The sequence below is a fragment of the Roseobacter sp. HKCCD6576-2 genome, from assembly GCF_013179285.1.
Lineage (GTDB): Bacteria > Pseudomonadota > Alphaproteobacteria > Rhodobacterales > Rhodobacteraceae > Rhodophyticola > Rhodophyticola oceani.
Genome location: NZ_WVNW01000002.1, coordinates 559,057 through 579,771, shown reverse-complemented (window position 1 = coordinate 579,771; position 20,715 = coordinate 559,057). Strand labels below are relative to the sequence as shown.

At 60.8% G+C, this 20,715-nt stretch carries 20 protein-coding genes; 10 read left to right on the top strand and 10 right to left on the bottom strand.

The genetic code is table 11. The features are described from left to right. Positions 1-250: 250 nt before the first annotated feature. Genes GTF44_RS09900 through GTF44_RS09885 form a run of 4 tightly spaced genes read left to right on the top strand, consistent with a single transcriptional unit; the run spans position 251 to position 4,474 of the window. Positions 251-1,834, top strand: coding sequence for a murein L,D-transpeptidase (locus GTF44_RS09900; RefSeq protein ID WP_253261206.1), 1,584 nt, complete (start codon positions 251-253; stop codon positions 1,832-1,834). Positions 1,835-1,869: 35 nt separating this feature from the next. After that, on the top strand, positions 1,870-2,964 hold the full coding sequence (locus tag GTF44_RS09895) for a UDP-3-O-(3-hydroxymyristoyl)glucosamine N-acyltransferase (RefSeq protein WP_171559750.1): 1,095 nt from the start codon (positions 1,870-1,872) through the stop codon (positions 2,962-2,964). Between the two features lie 38 nt (positions 2,965-3,002). After that, positions 3,003-3,266, top strand: a complete 264-nt coding sequence (locus tag GTF44_RS09890; RefSeq protein WP_145208745.1) for an acyl carrier protein — start codon at positions 3,003-3,005, stop codon at positions 3,264-3,266. Then, positions 3,263-4,474 carry a beta-ketoacyl synthase gene (locus GTF44_RS09885; RefSeq protein WP_171559753.1) on the top strand — a complete coding sequence of 404 codons (1,212 nt, stop codon included), beginning with the start codon at positions 3,263-3,265 and terminating at the stop codon, positions 4,472-4,474. The genes GTF44_RS09890 and GTF44_RS09885 overlap by 4 nt, the downstream gene beginning before the upstream one ends. A gap of 48 nt (positions 4,475-4,522) precedes the next feature. On the opposite strand, the gene GTF44_RS09880 is transcribed toward GTF44_RS09885, so the two are convergent. Further along, positions 4,523-5,173, bottom strand: coding sequence for an invasion associated locus B family protein (locus GTF44_RS09880; RefSeq protein WP_171559756.1), 651 nt, complete (start codon positions 5,171-5,173; stop codon positions 4,523-4,525). Positions 5,174-5,592: 419 nt separating this feature from the next. Here GTF44_RS09880 and GTF44_RS09875 point away from each other — a divergent pair, with 419 nt between their 5' ends. From GTF44_RS09875 to GTF44_RS09855, 5 genes are all read left to right on the top strand, one after another. Further along, positions 5,593-7,155, top strand: coding sequence for a helicase HerA-like domain-containing protein (locus tag GTF44_RS09875; RefSeq protein ID WP_171559759.1), 1,563 nt, complete (start codon positions 5,593-5,595; stop codon positions 7,153-7,155). Positions 7,156-7,167: 12 nt separating this feature from the next. Further along, on the top strand, positions 7,168-7,602 hold the full coding sequence (locus GTF44_RS09870; RefSeq protein WP_171559762.1) for a RidA family protein: 435 nt from the start codon (positions 7,168-7,170) through the stop codon (positions 7,600-7,602). A gap of 94 nt (positions 7,603-7,696) precedes the next feature. Beyond that, a complete protein-coding gene (locus tag GTF44_RS09865; protein ID WP_171559765.1) occupies positions 7,697-9,679 on the top strand; it encodes a heme lyase CcmF/NrfE family subunit in 1,983 nt (660 codons plus the stop codon). Beyond that, positions 9,676-10,134 (top strand): cytochrome c-type biogenesis protein, encoded by a 459-nt coding sequence (locus GTF44_RS09860; protein ID WP_145208756.1) that lies wholly within the window; start codon positions 9,676-9,678, stop codon positions 10,132-10,134. The genes GTF44_RS09865 and GTF44_RS09860 overlap by 4 nt, the downstream gene beginning before the upstream one ends. A gap of 72 nt (positions 10,135-10,206) precedes the next feature. Beyond that, a complete protein-coding gene (locus tag GTF44_RS09855; protein ID WP_171559768.1) occupies positions 10,207-10,983 on the top strand; it encodes an enoyl-CoA hydratase-related protein in 777 nt (258 codons plus the stop codon). Between the two features lie 43 nt (positions 10,984-11,026). On the opposite strand, the gene GTF44_RS09850 is transcribed toward GTF44_RS09855, so the two are convergent. The 6 genes from GTF44_RS09850 to GTF44_RS09825 all read right to left on the bottom strand — a co-directional run bounded on the left by GTF44_RS09850 (position 11,027) and on the right by GTF44_RS09825 (position 16,587). Continuing rightward, positions 11,027-12,325 carry a branched-chain amino acid ABC transporter permease gene (locus GTF44_RS09850; RefSeq protein WP_171559884.1) on the bottom strand — a complete coding sequence of 433 codons (1,299 nt, stop codon included), beginning with the start codon at positions 12,323-12,325 and terminating at the stop codon, positions 11,027-11,029. Between the two features lie 5 nt (positions 12,326-12,330). Beyond that, entirely contained in the window at positions 12,331-13,341 is a 1,011-nt protein-coding gene (locus GTF44_RS09845) for a branched-chain amino acid ABC transporter permease (RefSeq protein WP_171559771.1), read from the bottom strand. Between the two features lie 4 nt (positions 13,342-13,345). Beyond that, positions 13,346-13,702, bottom strand: coding sequence for a hypothetical protein (locus GTF44_RS09840; RefSeq protein ID WP_171559773.1), 357 nt, complete (start codon positions 13,700-13,702; stop codon positions 13,346-13,348). A gap of 2 nt (positions 13,703-13,704) precedes the next feature. Beyond that, on the bottom strand, positions 13,705-14,538 hold the full coding sequence (locus tag GTF44_RS09835) for an ABC transporter ATP-binding protein (protein WP_171559776.1): 834 nt from the start codon (positions 14,536-14,538) through the stop codon (positions 13,705-13,707). Beyond that, positions 14,535-15,314, bottom strand: a complete 780-nt coding sequence (locus GTF44_RS09830; RefSeq protein ID WP_171559779.1) for an ABC transporter ATP-binding protein — start codon at positions 15,312-15,314, stop codon at positions 14,535-14,537. The genes GTF44_RS09835 and GTF44_RS09830 overlap by 4 nt, the downstream gene beginning before the upstream one ends. A 76-nt stretch (positions 15,315-15,390) precedes the next feature. Beyond that, positions 15,391-16,587, bottom strand: a complete 1,197-nt coding sequence (locus tag GTF44_RS09825) for an ABC transporter substrate-binding protein (RefSeq protein WP_145208768.1) — start codon at positions 16,585-16,587, stop codon at positions 15,391-15,393. 198 nt (positions 16,588-16,785) lie between these two features. Here GTF44_RS09825 and GTF44_RS09820 point away from each other — a divergent pair, with 198 nt between their 5' ends. Beyond that, on the top strand, positions 16,786-17,886 hold the full coding sequence (locus GTF44_RS09820) for a PQQ-dependent sugar dehydrogenase (protein WP_171559785.1): 1,101 nt from the start codon (positions 16,786-16,788) through the stop codon (positions 17,884-17,886). A gap of 69 nt (positions 17,887-17,955) precedes the next feature. Here the strand turns inward: GTF44_RS09820 and GTF44_RS09815 are convergent, their stop codons facing one another. The 3 genes from GTF44_RS09815 to puuE are packed head-to-tail and all read right to left on the bottom strand — an operon-like array spanning position 17,956 to position 20,695. Beyond that, positions 17,956-18,453, bottom strand: coding sequence for an ureidoglycolate lyase (locus GTF44_RS09815; protein WP_171559788.1), 498 nt, complete (start codon positions 18,451-18,453; stop codon positions 17,956-17,958). Then, positions 18,450-19,271 carry a bifunctional allantoicase/(S)-ureidoglycine aminohydrolase gene (locus GTF44_RS09810; RefSeq protein WP_171559791.1) on the bottom strand — a complete coding sequence of 274 codons (822 nt, stop codon included), beginning with the start codon at positions 19,269-19,271 and terminating at the stop codon, positions 18,450-18,452. The genes GTF44_RS09815 and GTF44_RS09810 overlap by 4 nt, the downstream gene beginning before the upstream one ends. Then, the gene (gene puuE / locus GTF44_RS09805) at positions 19,268-20,695 is read right to left on the bottom strand and encodes an allantoinase PuuE (RefSeq protein ID WP_171559793.1); all 1,428 of its coding nucleotides are present in this window, start codon (positions 20,693-20,695) and stop codon (positions 19,268-19,270) included. The genes GTF44_RS09810 and puuE overlap by 4 nt, the downstream gene beginning before the upstream one ends. Positions 20,696-20,715: the final 20 nt, after the last annotated feature.

The window sequence follows — 20,715 nt, the reverse complement described above, 5'->3', positions numbered from 1 at the left end:
TTTGGCCAATTGGTCGCGGATTTCGGCGATATTTCGCCAAGCTGTGGCAGAATCGCCGTCCAATCTGCGAGGCAGCCGAGATCAATTTCGGCCGTTGCAGTCGGGGAACAGTTTTCTATGTTCTTGCTTTATTCCAAGAGGCTTGCGATTTTGTGAATAGACAGGATAAGGGCGCAGGCGGCAGGGTGGTCACGAGGGCGTGATCCGCGACACGAACAGGTATTTGATTATGATGACACGAAAATTTTCTATGACACTGACCGGTTGGATTGCAGGATTTGCCCTGCTGCTGGTCTTGGCTTTGCCGCAAAATGCGGCGGCGCATCACCACACGGCGCTTCGTCAGTCTATTGCTGAGGCGGCTTCCTCTGACGAAGCTCTGGCGGCATTCTATCGGGAGCGGAACTTCGAGCCGATTTGGACCACCAGCGACGCGGCAGAGCGGCGCAACGCACTTCTGGCGGCGCTTGATCGGGTTGAGGATCACGGGCTGCCGGCATCGCGTTATGACGCGGACCTGTTACGCCAAACCTTCCGTGACGCCACGAACCCCTATGCGCGCGGTCAGGCCGAGGTGCTCGCCTCGCACATGTTCCTGCAATACGCTCGCGATGTGCAGTCCGGTATGTTGGAGCCCGACGACGTGGTGGCCGATATCGTTAAGGATTTGCCGCGCCGCGATCCGCTGGAGCAGATCACTCAGTTCGTCTCGGCCAACCCCCATGAGTTCATCCGTGACCTGCCGCCAAGCCACCCGGAATATGTCCGCTTGATGCGCGAAAAATTGCGCCTGGAGCGCGTGTTGGGTGCCGGTGGCTGGGGGCCGACCGTACAATCCGGTGCACTTGAAATGGGCGACAGTGGTGAGGGTGTCATTGCGCTGCGCGACCGGTTGATGGCGATGGGCTATCTCGAGCGGTCCGCCACCGCGACCTATGACGGGGTGTTGCAGGCCGCCGTTCAGGCGTTCCAAGCCGATCATGGGCTGACACCAGATGGCGAGGCCGGAGCGGCCACCTTGGCCGAAATCAACGTTGGGGTTGAGACACGTCTTGGACAGATCATCCTCGCGATGGAACGGCAGCGCTGGATGAACCGCGAGCGGGGGGACCGTCATATCTTGGTCAACATCGCCGATTTCCATGCCTATGTGATTGATGGGGAGCAGGTGAGCTTTGAGACCCGGGTTGTGGTGGGCCATCGCGACAGCGATCGCCGCACGCCGGAATTCTCTGACGAGATGGATCACATCGTGATCAACCCAAGCTGGAACGTGCCGCGCTCGATCACGGTTGGCGAGTATCTGCCGCAAATGCGGGCCAACCCCGCCGCGGCGGGGCATCTGCAGCTGATGCGGGGCGGTCGTGTGGTGAGCCGCGAAGGGATCGATTTCAGCCAATACACCAACCGGAATTTCCCCTTCGATCTGCGCCAGCCACCGGGCAACAGCAATGCGCTTGGCGAAGTGAAGTTCATGTTCCCGAACCAGTGGAACATCTATCTGCATGATACGCCGTCGCGGAACCTCTTCGACCGGCAAGTGCGGGCCTATTCCCACGGTTGCGTCCGCGTGCATCGCCCCCAGGAATTGGCCTATCATCTGCTTGCCCTGCAAGAGGCCGATCCGCGGGGGTTCTATGGCCAAATCCGCGCCTCGCGGCAGGAAACCCGGGTGAATCTAGAAGACCCGGTGCCGGTGCATCTGGTCTATTGGACCGCCTGGATCACACCAGAAGGCCGGGTGAATTACCGCGATGACGTCTATGGCCGGAACGCGCTGCTCTGGCGGGCAATGCAAGACGCAGGGGTGGCGGTCCGGGCTGTCACCAGCTAAACCTCTCGCCGCACGGATTTCGTAGGGCGGCGGGCATGAGCCATACAATTAAAGAGATTGCAGCGGCGCTTGGGGCGGAAGCCTTCGGCGCCGTTGATCTTGAGGTGACCAGTTTGGCGGAGCCCACGGTGGCCGGTGCCGATCAGCTTGCCTTGGCAATGTCCGAGAAGTTCATCGACGGCTTGGCTGAAGGGCAGGCCCGCGCTGCGGTTTTGAGCGCTGGCACAGACTGGCAGGCGCTTGGCTTGCAGGCAGCGATTCTCGTGTCGCGCCCACGCTATGCCTTGGCCGGGCTGACGACAGCGATGGATGCCGGGCCGCAGATTGCGCCAGGACACCATGCAACCGCGGTCATTGATCCGAGCGCCGAGATCGGGGACGGCGCTGCGATCGGGCCCTTTGTGGTGATCGGAGCGGGAGCGACGCTCGGGGCGAACGCGAAGATCGCCGAACATGTCAGCATCGGTGCGGGCGCGGTGATTGGCGATGACGCGGTGATCCACGCAGGCGCGCGGATCGGCGCACGGGTCAGTGTTGGAGACCGGGTCTTTATCCAACCCGGCGCGGTGATTGGCGGCGACGGCTTTTCTTTTGTCACACCGGAGAAATCCACTGTCGAGACGGCGCGCGAAAGCTTGGGCAAAGCCGACGCCCCCGCCGAGGCGCAAAGCTGGACCCGTATCCACTCTCTTGGCTCCGTCACCATCGGCGATGATGTGGAGATTGGGGCCAATTCAGCGATTGATCGAGGCACGATTTCGAATACCGAAATCGGCGATGGCACCAAACTCGATAACCTGGTGCATATCGGACATAACGTGCGGATCGGGCGCGATTGTCTGATCTGTGGTCAGGTGGGCAGCGCGGGCTCGGTCGTGATTGGCGACCGCGTCGTGTTGGGCGGGCAATGTGGCCTCTCCGATAATATCACCATCGGAGATGACGTCGTCGCGGCGGGCGCCACGAAAATCTACTCAAATGTGCCTGCGGGCCGCATGTTGATGGGCGCGCCGGCGGTGAAAATGGACACGCAGGTTGAAATCTATAAAGCCATGCGCCGTTTGCCCCGCGTCATGAAGACCGTGGATGCTTTGCAGAAAGCCGTTTTCAAGCGCGACCAGAATGACTAAGTGATCGGGTGAAACCAAGACCCCGAGGGACGGAGCAGATGGCCGATAGCGTTCAAGACCAAGTGATCGCGATTATTGCGGAGCAGGCCGTGTTGGAGCCTGGCGATGTTGCTCTCGATAACTCACTCGAAGACCTGGGTATCGATAGCCTCGGCCTGGTCGAGTCGATCTTTGCGATAGAAGAAGCCTTCGATATTCAGGTGCCGTTCAATGCCAATGAGCCGGATCAGAGCGATTTCGATATTTCGAGCGTCGCGGCAATTGTGAAGGCGGTTGAGGGGCTGGTGGCCGACCAAAAATGAGACGGGTTGTCATTACCGGGCAGGGCACGATCAACGCTCTGGGGCAGGATGTGCCCTCGACACTCGAGGCCATGCGCGAAGGGCGCTGCGGCATTGCCGAGTTGGAGCTGCGCGATGTGGACCGGCTGTCGGTCAAGATTGGCGGGCAGGTCAAAGACTATGACCCCGAGGCGCTGTTCAATCGGCAGCAGATCGTTCTTTATGACCGCTTCACGCAGTTCACCTTGATCGCCACGAAAGAAGCGCTGGAGCAGTCGGGCCTCCGCTTTACCGGCGAATTGGCGGCGCGGTCGGGCGTGGTACTTGGCACGGCGGCGGGCGGTGTGAACACCTGGGATGAGAATTATCGGACCGTTTATGAAGAGGGTAAAAACCGGGTTCACCCGTTTGTCGTGCCCAAGTTGATGAACAATGCGGCGGCCAGCCATGTCAGCATGGAATACAATCTCAAAGGGCCGTCTTTCTCCGTGTCGACCGCTTGTGCGTCCTCCAACCATGCGATGGGTCAAGCGTTTCAGATGATCCGGACGGGCATTTGCGACGCGATGGTCACTGGTGGATCAGAGGCGATGTTGACCTTTGGTGGGGTCAAAGCCTGGGAAGGGTTGCGGGTGATGTCGAAAGACGCATGCCGCCCGTTCTCAGCAACGCGCAATGGGATGGTCCAAGGCGAAGGCGCCGCTGTCTTCGTCTTTGAAGAATATGAACACGCCAAGGCGCGGGGTGCCGAAATCTTGGCGGAAGTGGTTGGCTTCGCGATGACCTCGGACGCCGCCGATATCGTGATGCCGTCGAAACAAGGCGCCGCACGGGCGATTTCGGGCGCGATGCGGGATGCGAAGCTGAAGCCAGAAGATATTTGCTATATCAACGCCCACGGCACCGGAACGGCGGCCAATGACAAGACCGAATGCGCCGCCGTCGCAGATGTGTTCGGCCATCACGCCGATGAATTGATGATCTCCTCGACCAAGTCCATGCATGGCCATTTGATTGGTGGGACCGGAGCGGTTGAGCTTCTGGCCTGTGTCATGGCCTTGAAGGACGGGGTGATTGCCCCAACGATTGGCTATGAAGAGCCGGACCCGGAATGCGCGCTGGACGTTGTGCCGAATGAGGCCCGGGAGGCCAAAGTTAAGGCCGTGCTATCGAATGCCTTCGCATTTGGCGGTCTCAATGCTGTTCTGGCCCTGCGCGCGGCGCCTTAACAAAAAAGGCCCGCGCAATTGGCGGGCCTTTCGTTGATTTCAATCCTACTATTCTTGCAGCGCTTCAAACGCGGCTGATCGTTCGATCAGATCGTTATAGGCGGCGGTGAACCCCGTCAGCGAGGCGCTCAACTCCACAACCTGATCGGGAGCGGGCAGGGGCACGATGCTGACAACGGCGTTTGCACCTGCGCGGAACGCGGCAATATCAGCCTCACTGAGGCCAAGACGGACAAAACAGCCGATCTGTTGGCAGAAACTGAATGGATAGCGCTGCGCTTGGCCGCTATCGATTCTGAGCTGCAGCTGCGGCAGCAGCAACGTATCCAGCGGTGTGACAATCGTCGCGCCGGCAATGACGTTGCCCTCATCCGGGATGTCGAAGAGGTTGAACTCCGCTACGGGGTTACCGCCTTCATCGCTCAGCAACTGATACATCTGGCAGGGTTCAGGCTGCCCCTCTTCAACGCGAATGCAGCGGATTTCCCAAGCGCCATGGGTGGCGGAGATATAGGTGCTGCCGATGCCATTGGGGTCTTCCACCGGCGTGCCCAAGGACAGGCCCGTCTGCGGATCAATTGTCGGATCGGTCTCGACCGCGGCGTCTTCCGCGCCATCTGTCGCGGTGTCTTGCGAGAAGGCCGGGCCTGCAAGCACAAGGGCCAGAAGGGCGGGAATAAGGGGCAATGCGGGTTTCATTTCAACATGTCCTTTTGCAGGTTGCTCTGCGTATATCGGTGGTTGGCTAGCATGGGAAAAGGCCGCTGTCAGGGGCAAAATGTGTGCCGCGGCGGCAATGGCGCTTCAACGCCTGCACCAATAAGAAAAGGGCCCGAGTGACGAGCCCTTTCCTAGATTATTTTCTCTCCCTGTCGGACTGGCCGACGTTGTGGCGGTGACGCTAGTCCAGCAATCCTCACAGGTCAACAGCCGATATGATAGTTTTTCTATGGGCCACAATCGCAGAAAAAACCGCGCCCAACAAAGGGGCGCGGCCAGTCAACAGGGAGGAAACACATACCGCCCGTCACAGATGGGCGGGCACATCCACGAGACTGGCATCGAATGGTTAAGAATGTATTGTGATGACAGAAAAACCTTTGGGACAGGCAAGACATATGAGTGATGGCATCTTTATCGGCGGTGGCGGCACGGACTATGCCGAGCCGCAGCACCTTCTTCTGAAATACGCCAATCGCCACGGATTGATCGCCGGCGCAACGGGCACTGGCAAGACGGTCACGCTGCAAATTCTAGCCGAGATGTTTTCCGCCCAAGGCGTTCCCGTGTTTTTGTCGGATGTGAAAGGTGATCTGTCGGGCCTTGGGGCGAGCGGGACGGCGGAGTTTAAGCTGCATGAGGCGTTTACCTCGCGGGCCGAGACCATACAGTTCGCCGACTATGCCTATCGCGCGTTCCCCGTAACGTTTTGGGATCTCTATGGTCAGGCCGGTCACCCGGTGCGCACCACAGTGTCTGAGATGGGGCCGCTTTTACTGTCAAGGCTGTTGGAACTCTCCGAGGCGCAGGAGGGGGTGATGAACATCGCCTTCCGTGTGGCCGATGAGCAGAGCCTGCCGCTTTTGGACCTGAAGGATTTACAAGCGCTCCTGGTCTGGGTCGGTGAAAACCGGCAGGATTTGAGCCTGCGCTATGGCAATGTCTCCACCGCCTCGATTGGCGCGATTCAGCGGCGGCTGTTGGTGTTGGAGGGGCAGGGCGGTGATCAGCTTTTCGGCGAGCCGGCGCTGGATCTATCCGATATCTTCCTGACCGATGAGGCCGGGCATGGCCGGATCAATATCTTGACCGCCGACAAGCTGATGGGCGCCCCGCGGCTTTATGCAACCTTCCTCCTTTGGCTGTTGTCGGAGCTGTTCGAGACCCTGCCCGAGGTGGGCGATCCGGACAAACCGAAGCTGGTTTTCTTCTTCGATGAGGCCCATCTGCTGTTTGACGACGCGCCGAAAGCGCTGGTCGATAAGGTCGAGCAGGTGGCGCGTTTGATCCGCTCGAAAGGCGTGGGGGTCTATTTCATCACCCAAAACCCGGCCGATGTGCCGGAAGACATCCTGGGCCAGCTTGGCAATCGCGTGCAACACGCGCTGCGCGCCTTTACAGCAAAGGACCGGCGCGAGCTGAGGCAGGCGGCGGAGAACTATCGCGAAAACCCCGATTTCGATACGGAAGACGCGATCCGCGAGGTCGGCGTGGGCGAAGCCGTAACCTCGATGCTGGAGCGCAAAGGCATCCCCGGCGTGGTGCAACGGACCTTGATCCGCCCGCCATCGTCGCAACTTGGCCCGATTGCCGATGCGACCCGGGCTGCCCTTATGGGCATGTCGCCCGTGGCCGGCAAATATGAGGCGTCGGTGGATCGGGAAAGCGCCTTCGAGATGCTGTCGAAACGCGCCGAGGACGCCGCCAAGGAAGCCGAAGAGGCCGAGGCCAAGGAAGAAGAGACCGAGAGCGCCGCCGAGCGGGAATTCCGCGCCGGGCGACGGTATTCCGGCAGTCGGGTCAGTCGCTCAAGCGCGAAACCTGCCGCGACCCGGCGCCGCTCAAGCCGCAGCGACAGCATTGGCACGACTTTCGCCAAAAGCTTCGCCCGGCAGCTTGGCACACGATCCGGGCAGGCCCTGGTGCGGGGCGTTTTGGGCGGGCTGTTCCGAGGCCGCTGACAAGGGAGAGATATGGCCGAAAGCGTAAACCCTGACGGTATCTGGCCGCCGTTCGGCGCCTTCTCTCAGGTGGTTATCGCCGGAGAGGGGCAGGTGGTGCACCTGAAAGGCCAAGTCGCGCTTGATCAAGACGGTGAGATCGTTGGCGCGGGCGATATGGCGGAGCAGACCAAGCAGGTTCTAGAGAACATCAAGACTTTGCTGGCCTCCCTCGGTGGCCGGTTGAGCGATGTCGTTTCGCTCACCCAATACACCACCGATCTTGGCGGGTTTGTGGAGATGGGGGCGCTCCGTGCCGCCTATTTCACAGCGCCCTATCCGGTGACGACCACCGTCGAGGTTGCGGCGCTTTATCATCCCGACCTGCTGTTGGAGATCCAGGCGGTGGCCGAAATCCCAAGAGAGCGGTTTCGGCGACCCGAAGGCGCATTGCCGCTGCATGGCTGACGAAATCCCGACCCGCGACACCAACGCGCAATCCTATCCGATCTCAACGCGCTATCTATTGGCGCATCGCCCCCCGGCAGCATAAGATAGAGACATGATCGTAGAACTCGGACATTTCGCCCTCGTCTTGGCCTTCATGGTGGCCATCTTCCAAATGATCGTGCCGATGATTGGCGCCGCCCAAGGCCGACCGGGCTGGATGGCGGTGGCCGATCCCGCCGCAACGGCGCAGTTCGTGCTGACCGCGATCAGTTTCGGGGCGCTGACTTATGCGTTTGTGACCTCGGATTTCTCGCTCAGCCTTGTGGTGAACAACTCCCACACCCTGAAACCGATGATCTACAAGATCACCGGGGTTTGGGGGAATCACGAAGGCTCGTTGCTGCTTTGGGTGCTGATCCTGACACTGTTCGGTGCGATGGCGGCCTGGTTTGGCAAAGGCCTGCCGCCGACATTGCGCGCCCGGGTGTTGGCGGTGCAATCTTCCGTCGCCGTGGCGTTTTTTGCCTTTATCCTCTTCACGTCGAACCCGTTCCTGCGGCTCGAAACACCGCCGTTCAACGGTCAGGATTTGAACCCGCTTCTGCAAGACCCCGGTCTCGCGTTCCACCCGCCGTTTCTTTATCTCGGCTATGTCGGCCTCTCGATGGCCTTCTCTTTTGCCGTAGCGGCCTTGATCGAAGGCCGGGTTGATGCGGCTTGGGGCCGGTGGGTGCGGCCCTGGACGCTTGCGGCTTGGGTATTCCTCTCCATTGGCATCGGGCTCGGCTCCTGGTGGGCTTATTACGAGCTTGGTTGGGGCGGGTTCTGGTTCTGGGACCCGGTGGAGAATGCCAGTTTCATGCCATGGCTGATCTCGGCGGCGCTGCTGCATTCGGCCATCGTTGTGGAAAAGCGTGAGGCTTTGAAAAGCTGGACGATCCTTCTGGCGATCCTCGCCTTCGGCTTCTCGTTGATCGGCACGTTCATTGTGCGCTCCGGCGTGCTGACCTCGGTTCATGCTTTCGCAAATGACCCGGAGCGGGGCGTCTATATTCTCGGCATTCTGGTTGTCTTCATGGGCGGTGCGCTGCTGCTCTTTGCACTCCGCGCCGGGATTATGGAGGCGAAAGGCGTCTTCTCGACGGTCAGTCGGGAAAGCGCCTTGGTGGTCAATAACCTGCTTTTGGCGGTTTCCTGCTTCGTGGTGTTCATCGGCACGATCTGGCCCCTAATCGCAGAGATGTTCTTTGACCGGACGCTCTCCGTCGGGCCTCCCTTCTTCAACGCGGCCTTTATACCGTTTGTGATCCTCCTGGCCATCGTTTTGCCGATCGGCGCGATGCTGCCGTGGAAGCGCGGCAAGATTGGCCGGGCGATGCGCCCGTTGATCGGTGCGGCGGCCTTGGCTGTGGCGGCGGTGCTCTTCACCTATGCGATGTTTACCGGCGACTCTGCGCTTGGTCCGCTGGTCATCGGCCTCTCGGTCTGGCTGGTCGCGGGCGCTGTGGTTGATCTCTGGTCCCGCACGGGCCGGGGTGATGTTCGCAACCGCCTTTCACGGCTCACACGCCTGCCGCGCGCCGATTGGGGCAAGGCGACGGCCCATGCGGGCTTTGGCCTGACGATGTTTGGGATTGCCGCGCTGACCACTTATCAGATCGAAGATATCCGCGTGGCTCAAGAAGGCGAACCGTATCAGGTTGGCGCCTATGAGATCGAGCTTGTGGAGGTCCGTCGCCTTGAAGGTCCGAATTACCTCACGACGATGGCGACCATCCAAGTGACCGATCATGGCGAGGTGCTTGATCTGCTCTATCCCGAGCGGCGCATTTACCCGGTGGCGGGGATGCCGACGACCGAGGCCGGGATCAACAATGGCTTCACCCGCGATGTGTATGTGGTGATCGGCGATCCGCAGGAAAACGGCGGATGGGCCGTGCGAACCTATATCAAACCCTTCGCCAATTGGATCTGGGGCGGCTCGATCATTATGGCGCTTGGCGGCTTCCTCTCGCTCAGTGACCGGCGGTACCGGGTTGCGGCCGGGGCGGCGAAAGCCAAACGCGCGCCCATCGGCGGAGTACCTGCCGAATGATCCGCGTTGTCCTGCTCAGTCTCGCGCTGCTGTTGCCTTTTGCAGCTGGCGCGGTGCAGCCTGACGAAATCCTCGACGATCCGGTTCTGGAGGATCGTGCCCGGGACATCTCTGCCGGGCTGCGCTGCCTTGTGTGCCGCAATGAGAGCATCGACGAAAGCAATGCCGAGCTGGCCCGCGATCTGCGTCTCTTGGTGCGCGAACGATTGGTCGCGGGGGATAGCGATCGAGAGGTCGTCGACTTCGTCGTTGATCGTTATGGCGAATATGTTCTGTTGAACCCGCCGGCACGTGGATCGACTTTGATCCTCTGGCTCGCTGGCCCGGCGCTTCTGCTGCTCGGCCTCGGTGTTTCGATCAGTTTTTTGCGTCGCCGATCACAGGCCACGGCCCCGGATGAGGCGGCGTTGAGCGATGACGAGGCCGCGCGCCTGGCAGAGATTATGAAAGACTGACGCCGCGTTTCCGCTTTCCTGAACTGATCGGTTTGCTATGGTCCGCCGGGAATAAGGAGCGCGGAGACGGCCATGCAATACGAAACCATCACTCTAGATATCACTGACGGGATCGCGACAGTCACCCTGCGCCGCCCCGATGTGATGAATGCGCTCAACACCCAAATGCGGGCCGAGATCACCCATGCGGTGGGCAATGCGGGCAATGAGGCGCGGGTGGTTGTGTTGACGGGCGAGGGGCGGGCGTTTTGCTCCGGCCAAGATCTCGGGGATCGCGCCAATGTCGGTGACATCAATCTCGAACGGACGCTCCGCGACGAGTATATCCCGATGCTGATGGCGATCGTTGATTGCCCGGTGCCGACGATTTCCGCGGTGAATGGTACGGCCGCGGGGGCGGGGGCCAACCTGGCGCTGGCCGCCGATGTGGTGATTGCGACGGAAAGCGCGAGCTTCATTCAGGCCTTTGGCCGGATCGGCCTGATCCCTGATGCAGGGGGCACTTATGTCTTGCCGCGCCAGATCGGGATGGCCAAAGCCATGGGCGCTGCGCTTTTTGCCGAGAAGATCACCGCGCAACAGGCCAGCGATTGGGGCATGATCTGGGAAGCGGTGCCGGATGACAGCTTTGCCGCCCATTGGCAGGAACGGGCCGCTTATCTGGCCAACGGGCCAACAGTCGCGTTCAGCAAGATGAAAGAGGCGATGCAGGCGAGCTTTGGCAACACGCTCTCCGAGCAACTGCTTCTGGAAGGCAAGCTGCAAGGAGATTGCGGTCGGACCCGCGATTTCAAAGAGGGCGTGTTGGCCTTTCTCGAAAAACGCCCGGCACATTTCGAAGGCCGATAAGCTCAGGCGCGCCGGAAAACGGAAGTCTTCCGGCGCCTTGACCTTAGCGTTCTGGGATCAACCCACGGGGGCTGAACCGCAGCACCAAGAGCAGGATCAGCCCCATCGTCAACAGTCGCATATGCGCCGCGCTGTCGAGCAGATGCTCGCGCAGCCCACTGTCTTCCGCCATGCCTGCGGTAATGGTCTGCATCAGGAACAGCCCGATCGGCTCCACCTGAATCCAGAGCCACCAGATCAGGAACCCGCCGAGCACCGCGCCCCAGTTGTTGCCAGACCCGCCGACGATCACCATCACCCAGATCAGGAAGGTGAAGCGGAGCGGTTGATAGGTGCCGGGCACAAGCTGGCCATCGAGGGTGGTCATCATCGCGCCCGCGAGACCGCAGACCGCCGAGCCGAGAATGAAGATCTGTAGATGCCGGGCTTTGACATTCTTGCCCATGGCCGAGGCGGAGATCTCGTTGTCTCGGATCGCCCGCATCATCCGGCCCCAGGGCGAATTCAGCGCCTTCTCTGACAGCCAGATCAGCGCCAGAAGGACGACAATGAACAGCGCCGCATAGGCCAGCTTCACGGTGATCGTTGAGGCGGTAACGGGGTCCGACCCGACATTCTGCGCGAGCGCCAGGAAGTTCTCATTGGCCTGCAAGTCGATCTCGTAAGGCACGGGTCGGGGCAGGCCGGTGACGTTCTTCACACCACGCGCCAGCCAATCCTCGTTTTTCAGAACTGCAATGACGATCTCGGCAATGCCAAGCGTGGCGATGGCCAGATAGTCGGAGCGGAGACCCAACGCGGTCTTGCCAATGATCCAAGCCGCCCCGGCCGCCAGGAGCCCGCCCACGGGCCAGGCCAGCACCACCGGCAGTCCCAGGCCTCCGAGATACCCGGTCAAGGCTGGATCGACGCTTTCGACGGCGTCGACGCCGGCATCGAAGACCGCCCGGAAGATGAAGAACCCGGCCACAAGAATGACCGTGATCGCCAAGCCGCGCAGTCGCCCGGGCGGCATTTTGCTCCAGACCAGAATGGCGCCGACAATCGTGGCCGCGCCCAGAACAAGACCGAGCAGAACCTGAAGCCCGCCTGCGGCCCAGGCCTCATTAACCGGCGGCATGGAGACCAGAACAGCCGCAAGCCCGCCCAGGGCCACGAACCCCATAACACCAACATTGAAGAGCCCCGCATAGCCCCACTGCATATTCACGCCCAAGGCCATGATGGCCGAGATCAGCCCCATGTTGAAAATCGTCAGCGCCGTATTCCAGGATTGAACAAAGCCGGTGCCGATGAAGAGAACCCCCACCAGCCCGAAAAGCAGCATGTGTTTCGGCTCCATCGTTTTCATATCGATTTGCCTTTCATGATGCCTGTCGGTCGGAACAGAAGCACGATCAACAAGATCCCAAAGCTGACCGCGAATTTGTAGTCGGTGGACAAGAGCTGCAGCAGCCCGGCGGGTTCCCAGCCTTCCGGCGCGAGATAGCCGACCACTTTGCGGAAGGCATAGGTCACGCTGATCTCCGAGAAGGCGATCACAAACCCGCCCAGGATCGCGCCAAGCGGGTTGCCAAGCCCGCCGACAATGGCCGAGGCGAAGATCGGCAGCAGAAGCTGGAAATAGGTGAAGGGTTTGAAGCTTTTGTCGAGCCCATAGAGCACACCGGCGGTTGTCGCCAGCGCGGCCACGATCAGCCATGTATAAAGCACCACACGCTCGGGGTTGATACCAGAGAGCAGCGCCAGGTCTTCATTGTCAGAAAAGGCGCGCATACTTTTGCCGGTTCGAGTGCGGTTTAGGAACCAGAATAGAAGGGCCACGGCGATGATGGCGACGACGATGGTCAGCCCTTGCGAGGTGCGGAAGGCGAGCCCCTCGTCCAGCCCGGTCATCTCGCGGAAATTCCGCGCCGAGATGATGAAACGTTCGCCATCGGCAAAGCGTTGGTCGTCGACACCGATGATAAAGCGGACGATCCCGTTCAGGATGAACATCACGCCAAGCGAGGCGATCACATAGATGACCGGTTTGGCCTTCTGCGCCCGGTAGAACCTATAGACCACGCGGTCCGTCCCGATGAGCAACAACCCGGTGGCGGCAATCCCGATCGGCAGCGCCAGAAGCGCGGTGGGAAGCGGGCCGAGCGACACGCCCGCACCTTGCAACATCCAGGTGACGAGGATCGTGACCATTGCGCCAAACGCCATCGTGTCGCCATGGGCGAAATTGGAGAAGCGGAGGATGCCGTAGATCAGCGTCACGCCCAGAGCGCCAAGCGCAAGCTGTGCCCCGTAAGCCGTGGCCGGGATGATGACGAAATTGGCGAGCGCGACAAACGCGTTTAGGAAATCCATGGGTCTACAGGGCCTCGCAGGTTCCAAAATAGGTGACGGCCATGGCGGCGCCGTCGAAGATATGCGCCGTCATCAGCGCTGTGCTGTCGGCCTCGACCGTGACCATCTCGGCCAAGCCGGATGGCCCGGCGCTGGCATAGCTGGCAGGCAGGGTGCCTTCCGGTGTGAGCCGGGTGACGGGGGTGTCTCCTACAACACTGGACAGGAAGAGTTGCCCCTCATGGTCGGCGGCTAGGATTTCGATCTCATAGGCACTGGCCTCGCACCCATCGCCCGCGATGCACTCGACGGTGAACTCGCAGGACCACGGCTCGGCCAAGGCGGGCGCCGCAAGCGATATGAGGAGGGAGCCAAGCAGCATCCTCATCCGCCCAAGAAACTCTTGCGGACTTCAGGATCGGCGAGCAGCTCTTTGCCGGTACCGCTATACGCATTGCGGCCCTGAACCATCACATAGCCTTTATCCGCAATCTCAAGCGCTTGGCGGGCGTTTTGCTCAACCATCAGGATCGGAATACCGGTGCGGGCGACCTCAATGATCCGGTCAAAAAGTTCATCCATCACAATCGGCGAGACGCCCGCGGTCGGCTCGTCGAGCATCAAGACCTTGGGTTGGGTCATCAGCGCGCGGCCCACGGCCACTTGCTGTCGCTGGCCGCCGGAAAGCTCGCCTGCGGCCTGATAGCGCTTCTCCTTCAGGATCGGGAACAGGGTATAGACCTGCTCCATCGTGCCAGTGATGTCGTCGCGCCGAATGAAGGCGCCCATCTCAAGGTTCTCTTCGACGGTCATCGAGGTGAAAATGTTCGAGGTCTGCGGCACGAAGCCCATCCCCTTACCGACGCGCGCTTGCGGCGTCAGACCGGTGATTTCTTCCCCATCCAGCAGCACTTCGCCTTGGCGCAGGTTCAACATGCCAAAGACTGCCTTCATTGCAGTGGATTTGCCTGCGCCATTCGGGCCGACAATCACCGCAATCTCGCCGGGTTCTACGGCGATGGTGCAGCCATGCAGAATATCCGCGCCGGAGCCATAACCGCCAGTCATCGCGCGCCCTATCAGGAACGGATTGTCGCCCTCGACCGGCTGTGCGTGGCCGCCGGGTTTGACCGGATCGCCCATGCTTGGCGATGGCGGGCGGGTGATCGAGCGGTCTTTGTTGCCGCGATCTTCGTCATAAGGGTTTCCGGCGCTCATGCGGTGGCTGCCTTGTTCTTCAGACCGGTGCCCAGATAGGCTTCGATCACTTGCTCATTGGCTTTGATCTCGTCGATCGTGCCCTCGGCCAGCACGTGGCCTTCGGCCATCACGATCACCGGATCGCAGAGGCGGCCAATGAAATCCATATCATGTTCGATCATGCAGAAGGTGTAGCCACGCTCTTTATTGAGCCGCAGGATCGCATCGCCGATGGTGTTCAGAAGGGTCCGGTTCACACCCGCGCCAACCTCATCAAGGAAAACAACCTTGGCATCCACCATCATCGTGCGACCCAGTTCGAGCAGTTTCTTCTGCCCGCCGGAGACCATGCCCGCCGGATGATCGGCCAGATGTTCGATGGTCAGAAATTCGAGCACCTCGTCAGCCTTGGCTTTCAACGCGCGCTCTTCCTCGGCGATGCGTTTGCGGCCAAACCAAGTGTTCCACAAGCTTTCGCCCGACTGCCCTTCGGGGACCATCATCAGGTTTTCCCGACAGGTCATGGAACTGAACTCATGCGCGATCTGGAAGGTCCGCAAGAGACCTTTCGAGAACAGCTCATGCGGGAGAAGACCGGTGATATCTTCACCGTCCATGATCACGCGGCCAGTCGTAGGTTGAAGAACCCCTGCGATCACATTGAAAAGAGTTGTTTTTCCGGCTCCATTTGGCCCAACCAACCCGGTGATCGACCCGGTTTCGATGGTGAGTGAGGCGCCATCCACCGCGCGGAACCCGCCAAAATGCTTGTGCAGGTCTTCGACGACAATCATCTGTGCATATACCCCCAAAGAGAGCAGCCCGGATGGTTTCCGGGCTGCCCCAATCTGTATCTCAGATCAGCAAAGATCAGCGGAACTGCGCTGTGGTGATCTCGCCGCCTTGGATTTCGATCTCGCGGTAGTTGCCAGCGCTTTCGCCGGGGCCGATCAGTTCGACAGCGGAGGCACCGACATAGTCGATGTCTTCACCGGCGGCGATCAGTTCCAGTGCGCGGCCAAGCTCACCCGGCTGGATCGGCTCGCCAGGGGCGTTGGCGACATCCATCAGGTGTTCGGCATAATCCGCCGGCGTGGTCGAACCTGCGGCCTGCATGGCCAAGAGGATCAACGCGGCGGCATCATAGCTTTCCTTGGCAAACGGCGAGGTGCCGTCGAAGCCAGCTTCTTCCGCCATACCGTGGAAGATGTCCGCGCCCGCGCTGTCGGTGCCTGGATGCTGGCCGAAGGAGCCATCGATGTCGGAGCCGAAATTGTCGGTCAGCGCTTGGCTCACCATGCCGTCGGGGAAGACGAAGGTGTCAAACGCGCCGGTGTCGAGCGAGGCCTGGATGATGCCGGACCCGCCTTGGTCGACATAGCCTGCGACGACGAGAGCTGCGCCACCCGCCGAGGCGAGCGCGCCGACTTCAGCGGAGTAGTCTGCGCGGCCATCTTCATGGGCGGCGACCAAGGTGACAGTGCCACCCGCGGCCTCGAAGGCGGCGGCGAAGCTGTCCGCCAGGCCCAGGCCATAGTCGTTATTGGTGTAGGTCACGGCGACTTCATCGATGCCGCGATCCATGATCACATTGGTCATCACCTGACCCTGGCGCGCATCGGACGGCGCGGTGCGGAAGAAGAGGCCATTGTCTTCTACAGCTGAGAGCGCCGGAGAGGTGGCCGAGGGCGAGACCATGACCATGCCGTTCGGCACGGCCACATTGGACAAGATCGCCGTGGTCACGCCAGAGCAGTCAGCGCCGACAATGCCCGCGACACCATCGGCGGTGATCAGACGTTCGGCGGCGGCAGTGGCGGCGGCGGCATCGATGCAGGTCGAGTCCGCGCGGACCGAGGCGACACTCATGCCGTCCATCAGATTGCCGCTTTCGGTAACCTCGGCCATCGCCAGTTCGGCGCCATCGGCCATATGCGGGGTCAGCGATTCAATCGGACCGGTGAAGCCCAAGATCACACCCAGAGTGACGGAGTCGCCATGGCCTTCGGCGAGCGCACCAGTTGCCATGACTGCGGTGGCCGTGGAGGCCAGCAGAATTCTTTTCATATTTTTCTCCCTGTTTGGATCCGAAGATCCGGTCATGGCGAAAGATTAGTCCGGGCCAAAGCGATTGAAAAGGCGAAAAGATCGGGCGGATTGCCGGTTTCTCCACGTAAACCCGGCTGTTTCACGATCCGGAAAGCGACCTGGTATGTGGAAGGCCGAATCCTAGATCAAAGAGCAGATTTCATTTCGGAGGATATCATGCGCCATTTCTTTGCGGTTCTGTCTCTTAGCCTCGTCATGTCCACAATGGGAGAGGCCCAAACGGTGGACAGTTCCGCAGGGCCGCTGGAGATCACGCCGATTGTGACAGGGCTCGACGAGCCGTGGGCGGTTGCGTTTTTGCCGGAGGGTGGCTTTCTGGTGACCTTGCGCGGCGGCGAGATGTGGCGCTTTGCTGACGATGGATCTGTGGCGTTGGAAGGCTTGCCGCCGATCGCCGTTGACGGGCAGGGCGGGCTCTTGGATGTGATGGTGCCCCGGGACCATGCGCAATCGGGCGAGATTTTCTTCACCTTCTCGATGCCGCAAGGACGGCATGCAGGCACTGCTCTGGCGCGGGCCCGATTGCTGGAAGATCGGCTTGAAGATGTGACGGTGATCTGGGCCTTGGAGCCCGGCAGTTCCGGTGGGCGGCATTTTGGCAGTCGAATTGTCGAGGGGCGCGACGGGTATCTGTACGTGACCGTTGGCGATCGGGGGGATCGACCCTCGGCCCAGGATTTGAACGTCGAAAATGGCAGCGTGATCCGAGTGGCGCGCGATGGGTCCGTGCCGGGCGACAATCCGTTTGTGGGTCAAGCGGGGGCTCAGCCAGAGATTTGGTCCTATGGCCATCGTAATGCGCAAGGTGCGGCGTTGGACCCATCCGGGCAGCTTTGGGTCGTGGAACATGGCGCACGCGGCGGCGATGAGGTCAATCAAGTGCGGCGCGGGGCGAATTATGGCTGGCCGGTGATCGCCTATGGGCGGCATTATTCAGGCTTCAGGATCGGTGAGGGGACCGAGGCACCGGGCATGGAGCAGCCGGCGCATTATTGGGATCCGTCCATCGCGCCCTCGGGCATGGCCTTCTATGAGGGCGATTTGTTCCCTGAATGGCGGGGCGATCTGTTGGTTGGGGCCTTGGCGTTCGATTTGATCTCCCGGCTCGACCCGGATCAAGGCATGGCGGAGGTGGAGCAGATCGAAGCGCCGGAAACCTCCCGTGTGCGCGATGTACGCGTGGCCCCCGACGGCTCGATTTGGTTTTTGTCAGTGAATGATGGCGCGCTCTACCGGATGGCGCCGGTCGGGCAGTGATCCAGCGGCGCCGCTGACGCGGCATTGTCTTTCTGCGCGCCCGTGGCAATGTGAGCCCGGTTCGAGAGGTCAGGTAGGCGCGGAGATCGTGATTGGTTCGGCCAGCCAGTGTTCTTCGAGATTGTCGCCCGGGCCGATCCGGTCGATCACGGCAAAAAGCCCCGGCGCGTGAAGCGGTGTCAGCACGCCATGCCATGTGCCGCGTGCGAGATTGATACCTTGGCCCGGGTTGGTCAGAAACGCGACAGGCGTGCCCGGAACGCCTGAATCATCCGGGGCGACGATCACCAGAAACGGATGCTCTGTCATCGGCAGGAAGGCTTGGCTCCCCAAGGGATGCCGTTCCAACATGTCGAGTTCGTAGGGCAGGCTGCGCGGTTTGGCTTCAAATAGGCTGATCCCGGCTTGGCCGGATTGGAAATCGAGCGTCGCGCGGTCGTGGAACCGGCCGCAGAGCCCCTGGTTGATTAGCTTGTCCGGCGCACCGGCGGCTTCAAGCACCTCTCCGAACGGGGCGAAAGCCTCCGCAGTCAAAGGGATGACGGTGATCTGTCGTGGTGTGGTCATCGCAAGCTGAGCTTCGGATGGCGGTTGACGTCTTTGTAGAGTAGGTAGCGGAACCGGCCCGGCCCACCCGCATAACAGGCCTGCGGGCAGAAGGCGCGGAGCCACATGAAATCCCCGGCTTCCACTTCGACCCAGCTTTGATTGAGCAGGTACACGGCCTTGCCTTCGAGCACATAGAGCCCGTGTTCCATCACATGGGTTTCCGGGAAGGGGATCGCGCCGCCGGGCTCAAATGTCACGATGGTAACATGCATATCGTGGCGGAGGTCCTCGGGGTCGACGAAACGCTGCGTGCCCCAAGCCTCGTTTGTATCGGGCATGTACTGGATCGGCGTCTCGGTCTCATGGGTGACGAACGCTTCCGGTACGTCGACACCAAGGGCGGGTTCATAGGATTTCCGAATCCAATGGAAGGTCGCCGGCGCCGAACCTTGATTGGAAATTTGCCAATCAGCCCCAGGTGGCAAATAGGCATAACTGCCGGGGATCATCTCATGAGTCTGGCCCGAGATGGTCAAGGTAAAGCCGCCGGAGGTGACGAAGAGGACCGCCTGACCGTTCGGGTCGGGTTCCGGCACATCGCTGCCGCCGCCTGGGGCCAGTTCTACAATCAATTGCGCGAAGGTCTCGGCAAAGCCGGTGAGCGGGCGTGCGAGGATCCATGCGCGGGTCTTGGTCCAACCCGGCAAGGCCGATGTCACGATATCCCGCATAACACCATGCGGGATCACCGCGAAGCTTTCATGGAACTGCGCCCGCGTCGTGGTCAGCGCGGTTTGCGGCGGCAAGCTGCCGGGCGGCGTGGCGTAGTCGGTCATGGCAGAAGCCCTTTCAACCGATGCAGAGCAATGCGTTCGACCTGGGTGCAGGCTTCGGCAAATTCGGTTTCGGTGTCATTATGCAAGCGGCGCTCGAACGCGGTCATGATCGTGGTCTTGGTGTGGTCACGCACGGCGATGATAAATGGAAACCCGTGTTTCTCGACATAGGCCGTGTTGAGCCGGGTGAAGACCTCGTGCTCCGCCTCGGTCAGTGCGTCGAGCCCGGCGCTGGCTTGTTCGGCAGTGCTGTCTTCGGTCAGCCGTTTGGCAGCGGCGAGCTTACCTGCGAGATCAGGGTGGGCTTTCAAAACGTCAAGACGTTCGGTGCGCGAGGCGCTGCGGAAGACGCGGGCCATCGCGTTCGCCAGGCCAACCGCTGTGTCATGAGCAGGGCTAAGCTCCAATTCATGCGCGCGTTCTGCGACCCAAGATGAATGCTCGAATATCGCCCCATAAGTCTCTGTGAATGTGTCTTTATCCATTTCAGACGGGCGCGTGACTTGGCCGGGCGCAGGGTGGGTCGCGATCCAGTGTTCCGCGATATCGATCCGGCGGGCGAACCAAACCTCTGCATGCGATTTGGCGTAGTCTAGGAACCGTTTCAACGCCATGATCCGCCCGGGTCGCCCGATCAGTCGACAGTGCAGACCGATCGACATCATCTTGGCCGCGCCCGCCTGACCTTCGGCATAGAGCGCATCGAATGTGTCGCGCAGATAAGCTTCGAACTGATCGCCCGCATTGAAGCCTTGCGGCGTGGCAAAGCGCATATCATTGGCATCCAGCGTATAAGGAATGATCAGCTGATCGTGACCACCAAATCGGCTCCAGTACGGAAGGTCATCGGCATAACTGTCAGAGACATAAGCAAAACCTCCAGTCTCGGCGGCCAGGGCGACGGTGTTTGTCGAACACCGCCCGGTGTACCAGCCGCGTGGCGGGGTGCCGGTCACTTCGGTATGAAGACGGATCGCCTCGGCCATCTCCGCCTCTTCCGCTTCGCGCGAGAAGTCTTTGTATTCAATCCATTTTGATCCGTGGGACGCAATCTCCCACTCCGCCGCTTTCATCGCCTCGACTTGTGCCGGGGAGCGGGCGAGGGCGGTGGCAACGCCATAGACCGTGACGGGGATTTCCATCTCGGTGAACAGCCGATGCAGCCGCCAGAACCCGGCGCGCGCGCCGTATTCATAGATCGACTCCATATTCCAGTGGCGCTGCCCTGGCCACGCCGCTGCGCCAACGATCTCGGATAGGAATGCCTCGGAAGCTGGATCGCCGTGGAGGATGTTGTTTTCGCCGCCTTCCTCGTAATTCACCACGATTTGGACGGCGATCTTGGCACCTTTCGGCCAATTGCTCTTCGGTGGGATCGGGCCGTGGCCGTGCATATCCCGCGGGTAACGTGGCGTCGTCGTCATGGATCCTCCAGGTTGGTCCG

What these genes read in the sequence shown, in the direction of transcription:
- GTF44_RS09900 (WP_253261206.1), top strand. Translation starts at nt 251, where the DNA reads ATGACACTGACCGGTTGGATTGCAGGATTTGCCCTGCTGCTGGTCTTG.
- GTF44_RS09895 (WP_171559750.1), top strand. Translation starts at nt 1,870, where the DNA reads ATGAGCCATACAATTAAAGAGATTGCAGCGGCGCTTGGGGCGGAAGCC.
- GTF44_RS09890 (WP_145208745.1), top strand. Translation starts at nt 3,003, where the DNA reads ATGGCCGATAGCGTTCAAGACCAAGTGATCGCGATTATTGCGGAGCAG.
- GTF44_RS09885 (WP_171559753.1), top strand. Translation starts at nt 3,263, where the DNA reads ATGAGACGGGTTGTCATTACCGGGCAGGGCACGATCAACGCTCTGGGG.
- GTF44_RS09880 (WP_171559756.1), bottom strand. Translation starts at nt 5,173, where the DNA reads ATGAAACCCGCATTGCCCCTTATTCCCGCCCTTCTGGCCCTTGTGCTT.
- GTF44_RS09875 (WP_171559759.1), top strand. Translation starts at nt 5,593, where the DNA reads ATGAGTGATGGCATCTTTATCGGCGGTGGCGGCACGGACTATGCCGAG.
- GTF44_RS09870 (WP_171559762.1), top strand. Translation starts at nt 7,168, where the DNA reads ATGGCCGAAAGCGTAAACCCTGACGGTATCTGGCCGCCGTTCGGCGCC.
- GTF44_RS09865 (WP_171559765.1), top strand. Translation starts at nt 7,697, where the DNA reads ATGATCGTAGAACTCGGACATTTCGCCCTCGTCTTGGCCTTCATGGTG.
- GTF44_RS09860 (WP_145208756.1), top strand. Translation starts at nt 9,676, where the DNA reads ATGATCCGCGTTGTCCTGCTCAGTCTCGCGCTGCTGTTGCCTTTTGCA.
- GTF44_RS09855 (WP_171559768.1), top strand. Translation starts at nt 10,207, where the DNA reads ATGCAATACGAAACCATCACTCTAGATATCACTGACGGGATCGCGACA.
- GTF44_RS09850 (WP_171559884.1), bottom strand. Translation starts at nt 12,325, where the DNA reads ATGGAGCCGAAACACATGCTGCTTTTCGGGCTGGTGGGGGTTCTCTTC.
- GTF44_RS09845 (WP_171559771.1), bottom strand. Translation starts at nt 13,341, where the DNA reads ATGGATTTCCTAAACGCGTTTGTCGCGCTCGCCAATTTCGTCATCATC.
- GTF44_RS09840 (WP_171559773.1), bottom strand. Translation starts at nt 13,702, where the DNA reads ATGCTGCTTGGCTCCCTCCTCATATCGCTTGCGGCGCCCGCCTTGGCC.
- GTF44_RS09835 (WP_171559776.1), bottom strand. Translation starts at nt 14,538, where the DNA reads ATGAGCGCCGGAAACCCTTATGACGAAGATCGCGGCAACAAAGACCGC.
- GTF44_RS09830 (WP_171559779.1), bottom strand. Translation starts at nt 15,314, where the DNA reads ATGATTGTCGTCGAAGACCTGCACAAGCATTTTGGCGGGTTCCGCGCG.
- GTF44_RS09825 (WP_145208768.1), bottom strand. Translation starts at nt 16,587, where the DNA reads ATGAAAAGAATTCTGCTGGCCTCCACGGCCACCGCAGTCATGGCAACT.
- GTF44_RS09820 (WP_171559785.1), top strand. Translation starts at nt 16,786, where the DNA reads ATGCGCCATTTCTTTGCGGTTCTGTCTCTTAGCCTCGTCATGTCCACA.
- GTF44_RS09815 (WP_171559788.1), bottom strand. Translation starts at nt 18,453, where the DNA reads ATGACCACACCACGACAGATCACCGTCATCCCTTTGACTGCGGAGGCT.
- GTF44_RS09810 (WP_171559791.1), bottom strand. Translation starts at nt 19,271, where the DNA reads ATGACCGACTACGCCACGCCGCCCGGCAGCTTGCCGCCGCAAACCGCG.
- puuE (WP_171559793.1), bottom strand. Translation starts at nt 20,695, where the DNA reads ATGACGACGACGCCACGTTACCCGCGGGATATGCACGGCCACGGCCCG.